The organism is Streptomyces sp. NPDC005492 (genome assembly GCF_040605995.1).
GTDB lineage: Bacteria > Actinomycetota > Actinomycetes > Streptomycetales > Streptomycetaceae > Streptomyces.
In genome coordinates this window covers 455,987-473,191 of sequence record NZ_JBEXDX010000002.1, presented here as the reverse complement: position 1 = coordinate 473,191, position 17,205 = coordinate 455,987, and the positions used below count along the sequence as shown (strand labels likewise).

The following is a 17,205-nucleotide window of genomic DNA, read 5'->3' as shown; positions in this document are numbered from 1 at the left end:
ACCCCCATGACGAGACGACGCCCCTGGGCTCGCCGTACCGCCACAGCCGCCGCCGTGTCCACGGCCGCCCTCGTGGCCGTGACCGTCCCGGCGCAGGCCGCGACCACCGCCGCCGCCGCGACGACGACGGCCACGGTGGACTACGCCACCTGGCAGACCGACTGCCAGTCGGTCATGAACCAGGCACTGCCCTACCTGAAGCAGCGGATCGCGGCCACGAAGCCCGGCGAGAAGCAGGCGATCGTCTTCGACATCGACAACACCACCCTGGAGACCGACTTCGGCTTCAGTTGGCCGCAGCCGGCCAACAAGCCGGTCCTCTCGGTCGCCAAGTACGCCCAGGAGCACGGTGTTTCGCTGTTCTTCGTGACGGCCCGCCCCGGCATCATCTACCTGCCGACCGAGTACAACCTCGAACACGACGGCTACGACGTCGACGGCCTCTATGTGCGCGGCCTCTTCGACCTCTTCAAGGACGTCGCCGCGTACAAGACCGCCCAGCGGGCCGACATCGAGAACAAGGGCTACACGATCATCGCGAACATCGGCAACAGCGCCACCGACCTGTCGGGCGGCCACGCCGAGAAGACGTTCAAGCTGCCCGACTACGACGGCCAGTTGTCGTAGCGAGCGGTTAGGCTCCATCCGCTCGCACAACTCGGGGGAGGGTGGCGGATGGAGCCCGCGGTACTCGGCGGCAAACTGGCGTCCAGCCTGATCGCACCGCTGGTGAAGAGACTGTTCGTCGCGGACGGCCCCGGCGCGGGCCTGGTCGACAAACCGGTCCGTCTGAAGGACCTGGTGTCCTTCAGGGGCGAGAAGCGCGTGCTCGGCGAGAAGGACGTCCGCAGACTCGCCGAGCACTTCGTCCAGCAGGCGATGGACTCCCCCGGCGAACGCCCCTTCCGCTCCGCCGAACAGACCGCCGTGGCCGACGCGTTGGCCCGCAGACTGCTCGCCCTCGGCGACCTCGACATGGACGACGTCCAGGCCGTACGCCTGGGCCACCGCGAACTCGCCAAGAAGCTCCATTACCAGGCCCCGGCCCCCGACGGACTCTCCACCGACGCCTGCTACTTCCTCGACTCGGCGACCGAGTGGGCCTGCCTGCAGATCCTGGAGTTCTTCACCCGCCGCTCCACCTTTGTAGCCCGCACCCTCGTCGAGCAGACCCGCGCCCAGGCCGAACTCATCGCGAGAGTCGACGAGTTGATCGCCCGTAGCCCGCGCCCCGGTTCCCAGGACCGCACGTTCGAGCGCCGCTACCTCCCCTACGTCGCCGAGCGCCACAACCACATCACCATCTACGGCATCGACCTGCGCGACTCCCCGGACCGCTGGCCCCTCGAAGTGGCGTACCTGAGCCTGGAGGCGACGGCGACGCAGGAGCGCCGGCTCCAGGACGAACACCCCGGCACCGCATTCACCGTCCAACTCCCCGCCGAAGAAGCCCTGTTGACCCACGACCGGGTGCTGCTGCGCGGCGACGCGGGCTCCGGCAAGACGACGCTGGTGCAGTGGCTCGCGGTGACGGCGGCGGGGGACGGCGACCGCATCCCGTACGTCCTGCCCCTGCGCACGCTGATCCGCACCGGCCAACTCCCCTCCCCCGCGGCCTTCCTGTCATCGACCGGCTGCCCCCACACCCCACCCGAGGGCTGGACCGAGCGCGTCCTGACCGCCGGCCGCGCCCTGGTCCTGGTCGACGGCCTGGACGAGATCCCGTCCGCCGACCGCCACCGCACCCGGGACTGGCTCCTGGACCTCATCCGCGCCTTCCCCGGCAACCGCTGGCTCCTCACCTCCCGCCCCACCGCCGTACGCTCCGACTGGCTGGCCTCGGAGGGCTTCCGCGAACTGACGCTGGCCCCGATGCGCCGCCCCGAGGTGAAGACCTTCGTGGAACGCTGGCACACGGCGGCCCAGGCCCCCGAGTACGAAGCCCCCCTCCTGGACTCCCTCCGCACCAAACGCGACCTGGCCCGCCTCGCCACCAACCCCCTGATGTGCGGCCTGATCTGCGCCCTGCACCGCGAACGCCGGGGCTATCTCCCCACCGGCCGCAAGGAGTTGTACGACGCGGCCCTCACGATGCTGCTGGCACGGCGGGACCGGGAGCGGGGCATGGACCTGGAGCTGGGTGAGGAGGCCCAGATGGAGCTGCTCCAACGCCTGGCGTACGCGCTGGTGTTGAGCGGCCGCACGGAGATGGACGTGGAGACGGCCGAGGGAATCGTGGAGCGGTGCCTGCCGACGATCGCGGTCCCCGGAGACGTGACGACCGTGGTACGGGCCCTGCTCCTGCGCAGCGGCCTGCTCCGCCAACCCGCCGAGGGGGTCCTCGACTTCGTCCATCGCACCTTCCAGGACTACCTGGGTGCACGCTACGCCGTGGAGGAGGGCCACCTCGACGTCCTCCTCAGCCGCGCGGACGACAGCCAGTGGGAAGACGTGATCCGCATGGCGGTGGCCTACGCCCGGCCTCGCGAACGGGTCGTGGTCCTACGGCAGTTGCTGGCACGGGAGGACCCACGGCTGACCCTGCTCGCACTGGCCTGTCTGGAGCATGCGACGGCGCTGGATCCGGGCGTGCGTACGGAGGTCGAGACCCGGGCGGCCGCACTGATTCCACCCCGTACCAGGGAGGACGCACACGAGCTGGCAGGAGCGGGTCCGCTGGTCCTGGAGTTGCTGCCAGGGCCGGAAGGGCTGACGGACGAGGAGGCGAGGGCCGTGACGATCACCGCCTCGGTCCTGGGCGCCGAGGAGCCCGATGGCGCACTGGCGGTGCTGCGCCGCTTCCGCGACCATCCGTCTCTCGACGTACGGCGCCAACTCGCGGGCACCTGGGACCGGTTCGACATGCGGGAGTACGCGGTCGAGGTGCTCGACCACCTGCCACGGGATGATCTCTTCGTGGTCTGCACATCGCCCGAACATCTGAGGGCACTGCGGCTGATGCGCCCTTGGCACAAACTGACGATCTATGGCTCGTCCACGCCGGGCGAGATCGTCGATGCCGTCGGTGATCCGGACGCTGTGGACGTCCTGAGTCTTGAACGCAACGAGATGCTGGGCACCCTGGACGGACTACTGGCCTTCCGGTCCCTGACCGGGCTGTGGCTGCGGGACTGCTTCGACGTACGCGGTCTCGGCCTCTTGACCGAACTGCCCGTCACGGATCTGACGTTCAACAACATCGTCGACCCATCCGGGCTACGAGCCCTGCGCGGACTCACCCGGCTCTCCTTGGACCAGCCTCTGCCGGGCGGGCACCTGGCCGAGCACCTGCCCCCGGACGCGTCTCTGGAGTACCTGTACCTCGGCCGGGACACTCTGACCTCCGTCGGCCTACGCGGGCTGGAGCAGTGGCCGACCCTCACCACCCTCAGCCTCGACAGGTTGGACGCCCCCCTGAGCGCCGGGAACTGGCAGTACGTGAAGCGCCTGCCGGCCCTGCGGAACCTCGTCCTGAACGGATCCCTCGACGGCTACGCCGTGAACGGCATGCCAGAACTGCCCGCCGTGGAATCCCTCCGGCTGCCCACCCAGGGCGGTGTACGGGACCATCTCCGCACCCTCGCCACGCGCCTCCCGAACCTGCGCACGGTCACCATCAAGACGTACGGCAGAAAGGTCCCCCTCGGCCTGTACGCCGACATCTTCCCCATGGCCGAAGTAACCGACGACCGCCTCTGACCCCGGACACACGAAAGGGGCCGGCACTCCGAAGAGCACCGGCCCCTTTCCCAGCCGTAAAGCCCGAAAGCCTTACGCCTCCTTGCTCAGATTCGGACCGGCCCCACCCGCGGCCGCGTCCTCGATCGGCGGGACGTCGGGCAGCGCCGACTTCTCCTCACCCCGGAAGGTGAAGGTCTTGGCCTCGCCCTCGCCCTCCGTGTCGACGACCACGATGTGACCGGGGCGCAGCTCGCCGAAGAGGATCTTCTCCGAGAGCGTGTCCTCGATCTCGCGCTGGATCGTGCGCCGCAGGGGACGCGCGCCCAGCACCGGGTCGTAACCCTTCTTGGACAGCAACTCCTTGGCGGCCTGCGACAGTTCGATGCCCATGTCGCGGTCCTTGAGGCGCTCGTCCACCTTGCCGATCATCAGGTCGACGATCTTGAGGATGTCCTCCTGGGTGAGCTGCGGGAAGACGACCACGTCGTCCACACGGTTGAGGAACTCGGGCCGGAAGTGCTGCTTCAGCTCGTCCGAGACCTTGTTCTTCATGCGCTCGTAGTTGGACTTGGTGTCACCCGTGGCCGCGAAGCCCAGGTTGAAGCCCTTGGAGATGTCCCGGGTGCCGAGGTTGGTCGTCATGATGATGACCGTGTTCTTGAAGTCCACGACCCGGCCCTGGGAGTCGGTCAGGCGACCGTCCTCCAGGATCTGCAGCAGCGAGTTGAAGATGTCCGGGTGGGCCTTCTCGACCTCGTCGAAGAGGACGACCGAGAACGGCTTGCGGCGGACCTTCTCCGTGAGCTGGCCGCCCTCTTCGTAGCCCACGTAACCGGGGGGCGAACCGAAGAGACGCGAGACCGTGTGCTTCTCGCTGAACTCCGACATGTCGAGGGAGATCAGCGCGTCCTCGTCACCGAAGAGGAACTCGGCGAGGGCCTTGGACAGTTCGGTCTTACCGACACCGGACGGGCCCGCGAAGATGAACGAACCACCGGGGCGCTTCGGGTCCTTGAGGCCCGCACGCGTACGGCGGATCGCCTTCGAGAGCGCCTTGACGGCGTCCTTCTGGCCGATGACGCGCTTGTGGAGCTCGTCCTCCATGCGCAGCAGACGCGAGGACTCCTCCTCGGTCAGCTTGAAGACCGGGATGCCGGTCGCGGTCGCGAGGACCTCGGCGATCAGCTCGCCGTCGACCTCGGCGACGACGTCCATGTCGCCGGCCTTCCACTCCTTCTCCCGCTTGGCCTTGGCGGCCAGGAGCTGCTTCTCCTTGTCGCGGAGGGAGGCGGCCTTCTCGAAGTCCTGCGAGTCGATCGCGGACTCCTTGTCGCGGCGGACGCCGGCGATCTTCTCGTCGAACTCGCGCAGGTCCGGCGGCGCGGTCATCCGGCGGATGCGCATCCGGGAGCCGGCCTCGTCGATCAGGTCGATCGCCTTGTCCGGCAGGAAGCGGTCCGAGATGTACCGGTCGGCCAGCGTGGCGGCCTGCACGAGCGCCTCGTCCGTGATGGAGACACGGTGGTGGGCCTCGTAGCGGTCGCGCAGACCCTTGAGGATCTCGATGGTGTGCGGCAGGGACGGCTCCGCGACCTGGATGGGCTGGAAGCGGCGCTCGAGGGCCGCGTCCTTCTCCAGGTGCTTGCGGTACTCGTCCAGCGTGGTGGCACCGATGGTCTGGAGCTCACCGCGGGCCAGCATCGGCTTCAGGATCGAAGCGGCGTCGATGGCGCCCTCGGCGGCACCCGCACCGACCAGCGTGTGCAGCTCGTCGATGAACAGGATGATGTCGCCGCGGGTGCGGATCTCCTTGAGGACCTTCTTCAGGCGCTCCTCGAAGTCACCGCGGTAGCGGGAGCCGGCGACCAGCGCGCCGAGGTCCAGGGTGTAGAGGTGCTTGTCCTTGAGGGTCTCGGGCACCTCGCCCTTGACGATGGCCTGAGCGAGGCCCTCGACGACGGCGGTCTTGCCGACGCCGGGCTCACCGATCAGGACCGGGTTGTTCTTGGTGCGCCGGGACAGCACCTGCATGACCCGCTCGATCTCCTTCTCGCGCCCGATGACCGGGTCGAGCTTGGACTCACGAGCGGCCTGGGTGAGGTTCCGGCCGAACTGGTCGAGGACCAGGGACGTCGAGGGGGTGCCCTCCGCAGGGCCGCCGGCGGTGGCGGTCTCCTTGCCCTGGTAACCGGAGAGCAGCTGGATCACCTGCTGCCGCACACGGTTGAGATCAGCGCCCAGCTTGACCAGGACCTGGGCTGCGACGCCCTCGCCCTCACGGATCAGGCCGAGCAGGATGTGCTCCGTGCCGATGTAGTTGTGGCCCAGCTGAAGAGCCTCGCGGAGCGACAGCTCCAGGACCTTCTTGGCACGGGGAGTGAAGGGGATGTGACCGGACGGCGCCTGCTGGCCCTGTCCGATGATCTCCTCAACCTGCTGGCGGACCGCCTCAAGCGAAATGCCGAGGCTCTCCAGGGCCTTTGCGGCGACACCCTCACCCTCGTGGATCAGGCCCAGGAGGATGTGCTCGGTGCCGATGTAGTTGTGGTTGAGCATCCGGGCTTCTTCCTGAGCCAGGACGACAACCCGCCGCGCGCGGTCGGTGAACCTCTCGAACATCGTTAATCGCTCCTCAGAGCGGTCAGGCAGTAAGGGGACGCTCCCCTCCCTGTCCTTCCGCAGCTTAGTCCCGCAAGCGGGGACCGCTCATTCCAACTGCCGACACCGGACCGAGAACCAACACTGCCTCCTGAACCCGAACGCCGACATCTGCTCCAACCTGATGGTGCGAGACGATGTTCCCGCAGGCCAGGCAGTTACCCTCACCATGAGTACGCCGATGGCGAACGTGAGACGTCCTTTTCTGCGTGTCGCCCCCTCCCACTAGGGATGTCTTACCCGTACGGACTGACACTCCATGCCGAGCGCACCGGTTCCCTCAGCTACGGGCGAACAACCTTGCGCCGCTCCACACCCCCGAACGCCCCCCATTCCAGCACTCAAAGCAATCGCCGGAACACTCAGCGTAACTCTCGGCCCGCTTTGGCGGTTGCTCTTGTCATGGTTGACACAGTCCCCTCGGTCGCCACGGTCCCGCTCCCCCGTCGCCCGCCCGATCCGGACGACGGGCGGCGCCACTGGTACGAGAACGCACTGGGCTGGCGGACGGTGCCCGGAGAGCCGCTGCGGCTCGTCACGGGCCTGCGATTCGACGTTCTGGACGTGCCGGTGGAGGCGGGCGTCGCGGCGCTGTGGCGGCTGGGCTCGGACTCTCCGGTGGCCGTACGGGGCGACCGGATGCGGCTGCTGGTGGCCGCGGGCAGCGCGGAGGAACTTCCGGGGCTGCTGGACTGGCTGGAGTGGGGTGCGCTGGCGCCGGAGCTGGATCTGCTGGCGCTCGGCGAGGGCGGGCACATGGAGGCGCCGCCGGTACCTGGAACGGCGCCCGGGAACGGGCGACCGCGTTCCTTGCAGGGGGCCGCCGTATGGCTGCGACCCCCCGAGCCGGGGTGCGAGGTCGAGGCCTCGCTGCCGACACTGTCGGCCGTGGGGGGCGTTGGGGGCGCCCCTGATCTCGTACGACTGGTGGACACGGTGGCCACACAGTGCCACCGGGTACGGCTGCGGCGCTCGTGCGCTCAGCCGTTGGCCTTCTCGTAGGCCTCGCGAATGGACGCGGGAACACGACCGCGGTCGTTGACCTCGTAGCCGTTCTCCTTGGCCCACGCGCGGATCTGCGCGGTGTCCTGGCTGCCGCCCGTTGCGGCACGCGCCTTTCCGCGACCGCCCGAAGCGCGGCCACCAGTACGGCGCCCGCCCTTCACGTAAGCCTCAAGAAGGCCACGGAGCTTGTCCGCATTCGCGGTGGTGAGATCGATCTCGTACGTCTTGCCGTCCAGCGCGAACGTCACCGTCTCGTCCGCCTCGCCGCCGTCGAGGTCGTCGACAAGAAGGACCTGAACCTTCTGTGCCACCGGATTTCCTTTCATCGATTACTTGCGGGCCTGGGGTCTGCGGCGTCCGCCGTTTCGCCGTCCCCTGTTATATGCAGTACTGCAGTACGTCGGAAAGCAAACCGCTTTTGCTGGAAAAACACAAACCCCCGGGAGAGACCGACTGACCTCGCCCGAGCGGAAAGATGCGCGTTTCGGACATAGGGAACCTGGGCAGGGCGGCTCCGTCGAATTGAGCGCGGCGATCACAGATGCAGAAGCATCCGGCTGTTGCCCAAGGTGTTCGGTTTCACTCGTTCGAGACCGAGGAACTCCGCCACGCCCTCGTCATAGGAACGCAACAGCTCCGCGTAGACATCGGTGTCGACCGGTGTCTCACCGATCTCCACGAAGCCGTGCTTCGAGAAGAAGTCCACTTCGAAGGTGAGACAGAAAACGCGACGAACGCCTAGCCAACGAGCCGTGTGCAGCAACTTCTCCAGCAACTGATGACCCACACCGGCGCCCTTCAGGCCGGGCTTCACCGCGAGTGTGCGGACTTCCGCGAGGTCTTCCCACATGACATGCAGCGCGCCACAGCCGACGACCTCCGCGTTGTCGTCCCGTTCGGCGACCCAGAACTCCTGTATGTCCTCGTAAAGAGTCACCGTCGCTTTGTCGAGCAGGATGCGACCGCGGACGTAGGCGTCAAGGAGTCGGCGTACCGCCGGTACATCGCCGGTCCTGGCCCGCCGGACGGTGATGGCTTTCGCGGAGACTTCGGGCTGCTCTGCTGACATGAGCGGACGCTATCGCCCACCGCCGGAGGGCGCGGAGCCGGGGTTCTCGACGTCATCCGCGGGTTCGGGTGTTTCCGGTCCCTGGACGATGCGTACGGCGCTGCGCAGGGCCTCACGCTGTTCGTCGCTCATCATCCCGAAGAAGGCGACGAGAGCGGCCGCGGGGTTGTCGCTCTGGGACCAGGCGTCGTTCATCAGGGCCGCCGAGTAGGCGGCGCGGGTGGAGACCGCCTCATATCGATAGGCCCGGCCTTCCGCCTCGCGACGCACCCAGCCCTTCTGATGGAGATTGTCCAGAACGGTCATCACCGTGGTGTACGCGATGGACCGTTCCTGCTGAAGGTCTTCCAGGACTTCTCGAACGGTCACCGGGCGGTTCCACTTCCACACCCGCGTCATGACCGAGTCTTCGAGTTCTCCCAATGGGCGAGGCACAGCTCAGAACCATAGTGGAAAAGGAACAAAAAGGGCGTACGACTCGGAAAGCGCACGCGCGCGTGCGGGAGTCGTACGCCCTTGAAGACGCCGTCGAAGCCGTCGAAAGAGGTGGGTTCAGGCGTCAGTGGCCGAAGAGGCCTGGCGGGCGCTCTCCGCGCGCGCGATGGCCGCGTCGACCGCCGCGTCCTCCTTGGCCTTCATGGCCCCGCCCTGGGTCTTCACGATGACCCGGATCAGTCCGATGAAGAACACGGCCATGACGACCGGGGGCACGAGCGCGGAGACATAGTCCATGTCTTCCAGAGTAGCCACGGGCTTGACGGCGGGCGGGGCGGGGTCGGTTCAGCCGGCGGCGAGCTGCTGCGGCGGGTTCGTGGGGGGCGGTGCCGGTTTGCGCCGGGGGAACACCTCGCCCGGGGTGGGGATCGGCCGGGACGGCTTCGGGGCCGCGGGCGCCGGGGTGGGCTTCGGCCGCTCCACGGGCTTGCGTACGGGCTCCTTGGCCTGCTCCGCCGCGGGTTCCCCGGCCGGCGCGGGAAGACCCCCGCAGAGGCCTCCGGGGAGGGCCAGGAGGCGGGTGCGGGAGGCGGGGACCGTGGGGGCGGGCCGGGCGGTCGTACGGCGGGCGAGGCGCGCGCGTACGTCCTGTTCGGCGAGCGTGAGGCAGCGGTCCAGGAGGGTGGCGGCCGCCGGATTGCCGCGCAGCGCCCGCAGCGCGGCGAGGTCGTCGACGTCCGGGTGGTACCCGGCGCCGAGCGCCTCCTCCAGGAGCGTGAGGTAACCGGCGGTGGTGCCGGGCAGGGCGGCGCGGTACCGGGCGAGGTCGGCGACCAGGAAGGCGCGCAGCCGGACGCCCTCGCGTACCGCCTCGTCGAGGGATTCGGCGAGCCGTAGACAGTCCTGGACGTCCTCGGCCGAGGCGGTTCTGGGCTGGAGGGCGAGGGCGAGAGCGCGACGGAGCACACGCAGCTCCTCCGCACCGAACGCCATGCCGCCGCGGGATCCGTATGGCGTGGGCATGCGGCGACGATACGCGCTAATCAGACAAATTCGACATAGGGGGCGGGTGTGGCGCGGGGTTTTCGTCCGCAGGTCAGGGGGTGTCGCTCCGGACGACACCCCCTGGGTCACATCCGCGACACGTTGCGCTCGTAGACCAGCCGCAGGCCGATCAGGGTCAGCCAGGGCTCGTGCTCGTCGATCACCGAGGCCTCGCCCAGGACCATCGGGGCCAGCCCGCCGGTCGCGATCACCGTCACGTCCTCGGGGTCGTCGGCGAGTTCCTTGGCCATCCGGTTGACGACCCCGTCGACCTGGCCGGCGAACCCGTACACGATGCCCGACTGCATCGCCTCGACGGTGTTCTTGCCGATCACGCTGCGCGGCCGGGCCACCTCGATCTTGCGGAGCTGGGCGCCCCTGACGCCCAGCGCCTCGACCGAGATCTCGATCCCGGGGGCGATGACGCCGCCGATGTACTCCCCGCGCGCGGAGACCGCGTCGAACGTGGTCGCCGTACCGAAGTCGACGACGATCGCCGGGCCGCCGTAGAGCTCGACCGCGGCGACCGCGTTGATGATGCGGTCCGCGCCGACCTCCTTGGGGTTGTCGGTCATGATCGGCACACCCGTCTTGACACCCGGCTCGACGAGGACGGCGGGCACGTCGCCGTAGTAGCGGCGGGTGACCTCCCGCAGTTCGTGCAGGACGGACGGCACGGTGGCGCAGATCGCGATGCCGTCGATGCCGTCGCCCAGCTCCTCTCCGAGGAGTGGGTGCATGCCCATCAACCCCTGGAGGAGGACGGCGAGTTCGTCGGCGGTGCGGCGCGCGTCGGTGGAGATCCGCCAGTGCTCGATGATCTCCTCACCGTCGAACAGACCCAGGACGGTGTGCGTGTTGCCCACGTCGATCGTGAGGAGCATGACTACTGCGCCTCACGGAGGTCGAGGCCGATGTCCAGGATCGGCGCGGAGTGGGTCAGGGCTCCTACGGCGAGGTAGTCCACCCCGGTGTCCGCGTACACCTTGGCGTTGTCCAGGGTGAGCCGTCCCGAGGCCTCCAGGGCCGCGCGGCCGGCGACGATGCCGACGGCCTCCGCGCACTCGCCGGGCGTGAAGTTGTCCAGCAGGATCAGGTCGGCGCCGGCGTCCAGGACGTCACGGAGCTGGTGCAGGGTGTCGACCTCGACCTCGATCGGCACGTCCGGGAAGGCCTCCCGTACGGCCTTGAAGGCCGGGGCGACGCCGCCCGCGGCGACCACGTGGTTGTCCTTGACGAGGGCCGCGTCCGACAGGGACATGCGGTGGTTGACACCGCCGCCGCAGCGGACCGCGAACTTCTCCAGGGAGCGCAGTCCGGGCGTCGTCTTGCGGGTGTCGCGGACCTTCGTCCTGGTGCCCTCCAGGGCGTCCGCCCACGCGCGCGTGGCGGTCGCGATGCCGGAGAGGCGGCACAGGAGGTTGAGGGCGCTGCGCTCGGCGGTGAGGAGGTCACGCGTGCGCGTGGTGACCGACAGGAGCTTCTCTCCGGCCTCCACCCGGTCGCCGTCCTCCACGTGCCGCTCGACCTCGAACTCGTCGGTGCACACTACGGAGATCACCGCTTCGGCGACCCTGAGGCCCGCCACGACACCGGCCTCACGCGCGGTGAAGTCGGCGGTGGCGACGGCCGCTTCGGGGATGGTCGCCACGGTCGTCACGTCGACGCCGAGGGCCAGGTCCTCCTGGATGGCCACGTTGGCGATGTCCTCGACCTCCAGGGGGTCGAGTCCGGCGTCGGCCAGGAGTTCGGCGAGCGCGGGGTCGAGGCCGCACTGCAGATACTCCTCGTCGGCGCCCGCGCCGCAGGCACAGCCGTCGCCGCAGCCGCCGCTGTCGGCGAGGGGAAGGTCGTGGGTGCTCACTTCTGTCACTGCTCCTGGGGACGGTGCTGCCGGGTCGGGGGGAAGTCTGCGGTGTCCGTGGTGCGTACGGCCAGCGTGCGGTCGGGGTTCAGCCGTACGACGATGTGGCGGCGCCAGGCGCTGTCGTCGCGCTCGGCGTGGTCCTCGCGCCAGTGGCAGCCCCGGGTCTCCTCGCGCCGCGCGGCGGCGGTGACCAGGACGCGGGCGACGCACAGGAGGTTGGTGGCCTCCCAGGTGTCGACGCCGGGCTCGGCGGTCTTGCCGTTCTCGTCGAGGGCGTCGCGGGCGTCGGTGTGCAGTTGCTGGAGCTGTCCGGCGGCCCTGGCGAGGGAGTCGGCGGAGCGCAGGACGCCCGCGCCCTCGGACATGATCCGCTGGATCGCGAAGCGGGCCTCGGGGGCGAGCAGCGGGTGCGCCGGCTTCAGGGGGTGCGGGACCGGTTCGGGCACGCGCGCGTGGAGGGCGGTCTCCGCCCGGCCCTCGATGATGTCGGCGACGATGCGCTCGGCATAGACGAGGCCTTCGAGAAGGGAGTTGGAGGCGAGCCGGTTCGCGCCGTGCACACCGGTGCAGGCGACCTCACCGCACGCGTACAGGCCGGGGACGGTCGTACGGCCCCGGGAGTCCGTTCGGACGCCGCCGGAGGCGTAGTGGGCGGCCGGGGCGACCGGGACGGGCTCGGTGACCGGGTCGATGCCGTGGCTGCGGCAGGCGGCGAGGATCGTCGGGAAACGGTGCTCCCACATGTCGGCGCCGAAGTGCCGGGCGTCGAGGAACATGTGCTCGGCGTCCAGCTCCTGCATGCGCCGCATGATGCCCTTGGCGACGATGTCCCGGGGCGCCAGCTCGGCCAGCTCGTGCTGGCCCACCATGAAGCGCACGCCGTCGGCGTCGACCAGGTGGGCGCCCTCGCCGCGCACCGCCTCGGAGACGAGGGGCTGCTGGCCCTCCGCGTCGGCGCCGAGGAACAGCACGGTCGGGTGGAACTGCACGAACTCCAGGTCGGAGACCTCGGCACCCGCGCGGAGGGCGAGGGCGACCCCGTCGCCCGTCGACACGGACGGGTTGGTGGTGGCCGAGAAGACCTGCCCCATGCCGCCGGTCGCGAGGACCACGGCGGGCGCGTGCACCGCGCCCACACCGTCGTGCTGCCCCTCGCCCATGACGTGCAGGCTCACGCCCGCCGTACGGCCTTCCGCGTCCGTGAGCAGGTCAAGGACGAGCGCGTTCTCGATCGTGCGCAGGCCACGCGCGTGTACGGCCTCGACGAGCGCCCGGGAGATCTCGGCGCCGGTGGCGTCGCCGCCGGCGTGTGCGATCCGGCGCCGGTGGTGGCCGCCCTCGCGGGCCAGTTCCAGCCCTCCTTCGGAGGACTCGTCGAAGTGGGCGCCGGTCTCGATGAGCCGCCGTACGGCGTCGGGGCCCTCGGTGACGAGGATCCGTACGGCCTCCTCGTCGCACAGGCCCACGCCCGCCACCAGGGTGTCGGCCAGGTGCTGTTCGGGGGTGTCGCCCTCCCCGAGGGCGGCGGCGACCCCGCCCTGGGCCCAGCGGGTGGAGCCGTCGTCGAGGCGGGCCTTGGTGACGACGACCGCCCGCAGGCCGGCCGCCTGGCAGCGCAGGGCCGCGGTGAGGCCGGCCACCCCGGAGCCGACGACCACCACGTCCGCGTCGATGGACCACCCGGGGGCGGGCGCGTGCAGTCGTATGCCTGTGCTGGTCACGAGGCGGCTCCGAGGGTTCCGAAAGCGAGTGGGATGTTGTCGATCAGCCGGGTCGTCCCGACCCGGGCGGCGACGGCCAGAACGGCCTCGCCGGTGAAGTCCTCGTCCACGTCCGTGAAGTCGGACGGGTCGACCAGGGCGAGGTAGTCCAGGACGAGCGGCGGGTCCAGGCGGGCGGCGTCGTCGAGGACCAGGCGGGCGGCGGCGCGGACGGACGCCGGGCCTCCGGGGCCGGGGGCGACCTTGGCGACGGCGTGCGCGTCGGCCGCCGCGCGGGACTCCCCTATGGCACTGAGCGCCTCGGCACGCGCGTGCGTGGCGGGCACCTCGCGGGCCCGCGCGCGCAGCGCCTCCTGGGCGGCGTGCCGGTCGCGGCCGGCGAACAGGGCCCGGGAGAGGGCGAGCGCGGTGCGCCGCTCCTGGGGGGACAGATAGCGGTTGCGGCTGGAGAGGGCCAGGCCGTCGGCCTCGCGCACGGTCGGCACGCCGACGATGTCCATGCCGAAGTTCAGGTCGCGCACCATGCGGCGGATCAGGGCGAGCTGCTGGGCGTCCTTCTGGCCGAACAGGGCGACATCGGGACGGGTGAGATGCAGCAGCTTGGCGACGACGGTGAGCATGCCGTCGAAGTGACCGGGGCGGACCGCGCCCTCCAAACGTTCGCCCATGGGACCCGCGGAGATGCGGACCTGGGGTTCGCCGCCCGGGTAGACCTCGTCCACGGAGGGGGCGAACACGACGTCCGCGCCCGCCAGTTCGGCGATCTTGAGGTCGGCGTCCAGGGTGCGCGGGTAGCGGTCGAGGTCCTCGCCCTCGCCGAACTGGAGCGGGTTCACGAAGACGGTGACCACGACCTCGCCGTCCGGCCCGGCGAGCTCGCGGGCGGCGCGGACCAGGGTGGCGTGGCCCTCGTGCAGGGCGCCCATCGTCATCACGACGGCGCGACGGCCCGCACGCGTGCGTGCGTGCAGGTCGCCGGCGGTGCGCAGCAGGACGGTGGTCATCCGGCGTCTCCCTCGGTGCCGTTGGCGAGTACGCCGAGGAGGTCCTCGGCGAGTTCCGGCTTGAGCAGCCCGTGGGCCAGGGCCCGGTCGGCGGTCGCGCGGGCCATCGCCAGATAGCCGGCGACGGTCTGCGGGGCGTGCTTGCGCAGCTCGGTGATGTGCGCGGCGACGGTGCCCGCGTCCCCGCGCGCGACGGGGCCGGTGAGGGCCGCGTCGCCGGAGCGCAGCGCGTTGTCCAGGGCGGCGCCCAGCAACGGGCCGAGCATCCGGTCGGGGGCCTCGACACCGGCCGTGCGCAGCAGCTCCATGGACTCGGCGACCAGCGTCACCAGGTGGTTGGCGCCGAGCGCGAGGGCCGCGTGGTACAGCGGGCGGTTCTCCTCGGCGATCCACTCGGGCTCGCCGCCCATCTCGATCACGAGGGCCTCGGCGGCCAGCCGGAGTTCCTCGGGCGCGGTGACCCCGAAGGAGCAGCCTGCGAGGCGCTGTACGTCCACGGGGGTGCCCGTGAAGGTCATCGCGGGGTGCAGGGCCAGCGGCAGCGCGCCGACGCGCAGAGCGGGCTCCAGGACCTGCGTGCCGTACCGCCCGGAGGTGTGCACGAGCAGTTGGCCGGGGCGCACGGCCCCGGTCTCGGCGAGGCCCTCCACGAGCCCCGGCAGCGCGTCGTCCGGGACGGTGAGCAGCACCAGGTCGGCGCGCTCCAGGACCTGCGCGGGCGTGAGGACCGGCACCTCGGGGAGCATCGACGCGGCCCGTCGCCTGGACGCGTCGGAGACCCCGGAGACGGCCACCGGACGGTGGCCCGCCAGTTGGAGGGACGCCGCCAGCGCGGGGCCCACCCGGCCGGCGCCGACGACGCCGACGGCGAGCCGCGCGGGGCGGTCCTTGGGCTCTGGCTGTTGGAATGTACTCACGCGAGGGCGGCCTTCCCGTTCCAGTCCGCTCCGGGTACCGGACGATTTCTCGTCATGTTAACGCGATCGGTTCGAGGGGCGTCCGGTTGTCCACAGGCTGTGGGTAGTCGCACACTCCGCGTTCTGCGGAGAGCCCGCGGAAACCCGGGTGCTCGCACAGGCGTGCGCCGGGCATCATCCGGTGCATGAGTGATAGGGCGGGTCGGGGCGAAGAGCGGGCGGAGCCGACCACGGAGGAGGAGCGGATCCTGGGGCGCCGAAAGCGGCGCATCGACGCGAACCGGAACGCGGAGCGCGCACTCGCCCGCCTCGGCTTCCTGGGCCCCCTCCGGGAGCGGCTCGCCTTCGTCCAGGAGGCGGCCGAGCTGTACGACCTGGACGAGGCGTCGGACATGTACGGCACCGGTGTCGTGGAGACCCTGGAGAAGCGGGTCGCCGGACTCCTCGGCAAGGAGGCCGCCGCGTTCTTCCCCACGGGCACGATGGCCCAGCAGGTGGCCCTGCGCTGCTGGGCGGGCCGTACCGGCAACCCGACGGTCGCCCTGCACCCGCTCGCCCACCCCGAAGTGCACGAACGGGACGCCTTCAGCCAGGTCGCCGGCCTGCGCCCCGTCCATGTGACGACCGAGCCCCGGCAGCCCACCGCCGACGAGGTGCGCGACTTCCCCGAGCCCTTCGGGACGCTGATGCTCGAACTGCCCCTCCGGGACGCCGGTTTCGTCCTGCCCTCCTGGGAGGAACTCTCCGCCGTCGCCGAGGCCGCCCGCGAACGCGACGCGGTGGTCCACTTCGACGGGGCCCGCCTGTGGGAGTCCGCCCCTCACTTCGGCCGCCCGCTCGACGAGATCGCCGACCTCGCGGACAGCGTCTACGTGTCGTTCTACAAGTCCCTCGACGCCCTCGGCGGTGCCGCGCTCGCCGGCCCGAAAACCCTGATCGACAAGGCGAAGACCTGGCGGCACCGCTACGGAGGCACGGTCTTCCAGCAGTTCCCCACCGCCCTGACCGCACTCGCGGGCCTGGACCGGGAGCTGCCCCGGCTGCCCGCATACGTGGCCCACGCGCGCGTGGTCGCCGAGGCGCTGCGCGAGGGGTTCGCCGCGGCCGGGGTGCCCTGGACGCGCGTCCACCCCGAGCGGCCGCACACGAACGAGTTCCAGGTCTGGCTGCCCTACGACCCCGACACCCTCGCGGAGGCCGCGATCCGCCAGTCCGAGGAGACGAGCACCGCCCTCTTCGCCAACCCCTGGGACACGAAGGGCCCGGGGCTCGCGGTCACCGAGGTCTACGTCCGGGCAGCGGGCCTGGAGTGGACGGCCGAGGACGTGAAGACAGCGGTCACGAACTTCGTGACCCGGCTCAAGGAGGAGACAGGGGGCTGAGGGGGCGGGGCCAGCGCCCCAGGGCCCTCGCAGGCGCTCCTGGGCCTGTCGGCGGAAGGACCTTGCCGACCCGAGCGGCCGGGCCGGTCTCAGCAAACCCCGCGTCCCCAGGCGCAGCCACCGGCCCAGGAGTCGCCGTAGCCTGCCGGGGGCCGAGCGCTCCGCGACGGCGGGCGCGGAACTGGCGGTAGGCGCGCAGCTCGCGGGCGGTCCGCCGATCGTGGGCGCCGGGCGGCGGCGGAAGGCCCTCGCCGAACCGCCGGGCCGGTCTCTGCGGGCCCCGCGCCCCCAGGCGCAGCACCGGCCCAGGACCGCCGTAGCCGACCCTGAGCCGAGCGCTCCGCGACGGCCGCGCGGAACCGGCAGTAGGGGCGCAGCTCGCGGGCGGTCCGCCGGAGGTGCGCGCCAGGTGGCGGCGGAAG

The 17,205-nt window shown here is 70.6% G+C and carries 15 protein-coding genes; 4 read left to right on the top strand and 11 right to left on the bottom strand.

Annotation, left to right across the window (positions count from 1 at the left end):
- The first annotated feature begins 6 nt into the window (after window positions 1-6).
- Together ABZT04_RS04935 and ABZT04_RS04930 are read left to right on the top strand one after the other, a co-directional pair.
- Window positions 7-627, top strand: coding sequence for an HAD family acid phosphatase (locus ABZT04_RS04935; RefSeq protein ID WP_356052983.1), 621 nt, complete (start codon window positions 7-9; stop codon window positions 625-627).
- A 48-nt stretch (window positions 628-675) separates the two neighbouring features.
- Complete coding sequence (locus ABZT04_RS04930) at window positions 676-3,699, top strand: NACHT domain-containing protein (protein ID WP_356052981.1); 3,024 nt, start codon at window positions 676-678, stop codon at window positions 3,697-3,699.
- Between the two features lie 72 nt (window positions 3,700-3,771).
- Here ABZT04_RS04930 and ABZT04_RS04925 read toward each other — a convergent pair whose 3' ends face one another.
- Window positions 3,772-6,300: an ATP-dependent Clp protease ATP-binding subunit gene (locus tag ABZT04_RS04925; RefSeq protein ID WP_356052979.1), complete on the bottom strand. Its 2,529-nt coding sequence runs from the start codon at window positions 6,298-6,300 to the stop codon at window positions 3,772-3,774.
- 441 nt (window positions 6,301-6,741) lie between these two features.
- On the opposite strand from ABZT04_RS04925, the gene ABZT04_RS04920 reads away from it, so the two are divergent.
- Entirely contained in the window at window positions 6,742-7,341 is a 600-nt protein-coding gene (locus tag ABZT04_RS04920) for an SCO3374 family protein (RefSeq protein WP_356052977.1), read from the top strand.
- On the opposite strand, the gene ABZT04_RS04915 is transcribed toward ABZT04_RS04920, so the two are convergent.
- The 10 genes from ABZT04_RS04915 to ABZT04_RS04870 all read right to left on the bottom strand — a co-directional run bounded on the left by ABZT04_RS04915 (window position 7,320) and on the right by ABZT04_RS04870 (window position 15,401).
- Window positions 7,320-7,655: an Lsr2 family protein gene (locus ABZT04_RS04915; RefSeq protein ID WP_055512928.1), complete on the bottom strand. Its 336-nt coding sequence runs from the start codon at window positions 7,653-7,655 to the stop codon at window positions 7,320-7,322. The two genes, ABZT04_RS04920 and ABZT04_RS04915, sit on opposite strands and share 22 nt — an antisense overlap.
- Window positions 7,656-7,879: 224 nt before the next feature.
- On the bottom strand, window positions 7,880-8,413 hold the full coding sequence (locus ABZT04_RS04910; RefSeq protein ID WP_356052975.1) for an amino-acid N-acetyltransferase: 534 nt from the start codon (window positions 8,411-8,413) through the stop codon (window positions 7,880-7,882).
- 9 nt (window positions 8,414-8,422) lie between these two features.
- Complete coding sequence (locus ABZT04_RS04905) at window positions 8,423-8,836, bottom strand: BlaI/MecI/CopY family transcriptional regulator (RefSeq protein WP_356052973.1); 414 nt, start codon at window positions 8,834-8,836, stop codon at window positions 8,423-8,425.
- Between the two features lie 129 nt (window positions 8,837-8,965).
- A complete protein-coding gene (locus ABZT04_RS04900; RefSeq protein WP_043685379.1) occupies window positions 8,966-9,145 on the bottom strand; it encodes a hypothetical protein in 180 nt (59 codons plus the stop codon).
- A gap of 48 nt (window positions 9,146-9,193) precedes the next feature.
- The gene (locus ABZT04_RS04895; RefSeq protein ID WP_356053074.1) at window positions 9,194-9,841 is read right to left on the bottom strand and encodes a hypothetical protein; all 648 of its coding nucleotides are present in this window, start codon (window positions 9,839-9,841) and stop codon (window positions 9,194-9,196) included.
- A 137-nt stretch (window positions 9,842-9,978) separates the two neighbouring features.
- Window positions 9,979-10,776, bottom strand: a complete 798-nt coding sequence (locus ABZT04_RS04890) for a type III pantothenate kinase (protein ID WP_355907923.1) — start codon at window positions 10,774-10,776, stop codon at window positions 9,979-9,981.
- 2 nt (window positions 10,777-10,778) lie between these two features.
- Window positions 10,779-11,756 carry a carboxylating nicotinate-nucleotide diphosphorylase gene (gene nadC, locus ABZT04_RS04885; protein WP_356052970.1) on the bottom strand — a complete coding sequence of 326 codons (978 nt, stop codon included), beginning with the start codon at window positions 11,754-11,756 and terminating at the stop codon, window positions 10,779-10,781.
- A gap of 5 nt (window positions 11,757-11,761) precedes the next feature.
- Window positions 11,762-13,480: an L-aspartate oxidase gene (locus ABZT04_RS04880; protein WP_356052968.1), complete on the bottom strand. Its 1,719-nt coding sequence runs from the start codon at window positions 13,478-13,480 to the stop codon at window positions 11,762-11,764.
- Entirely contained in the window at window positions 13,477-14,484 is a 1,008-nt protein-coding gene (gene panC / locus ABZT04_RS04875) for a pantoate--beta-alanine ligase (protein WP_356052966.1), read from the bottom strand. Before panC ends, ABZT04_RS04880 begins: the two co-directional genes overlap by 4 nt.
- The gene (locus ABZT04_RS04870) at window positions 14,481-15,401 is read right to left on the bottom strand and encodes a DUF2520 domain-containing protein (protein ID WP_356052964.1); all 921 of its coding nucleotides are present in this window, start codon (window positions 15,399-15,401) and stop codon (window positions 14,481-14,483) included. Before ABZT04_RS04870 ends, panC begins: the two co-directional genes overlap by 4 nt.
- Before the next feature lie 185 nt (window positions 15,402-15,586).
- Between ABZT04_RS04870 and ABZT04_RS04865 the strand changes: the two genes are divergently transcribed.
- Window positions 15,587-16,783, top strand: coding sequence for a beta-eliminating lyase-related protein (locus tag ABZT04_RS04865; protein WP_356052962.1), 1,197 nt, complete (start codon window positions 15,587-15,589; stop codon window positions 16,781-16,783).
- Window positions 16,784-17,205: the final 422 nt, after the last annotated feature.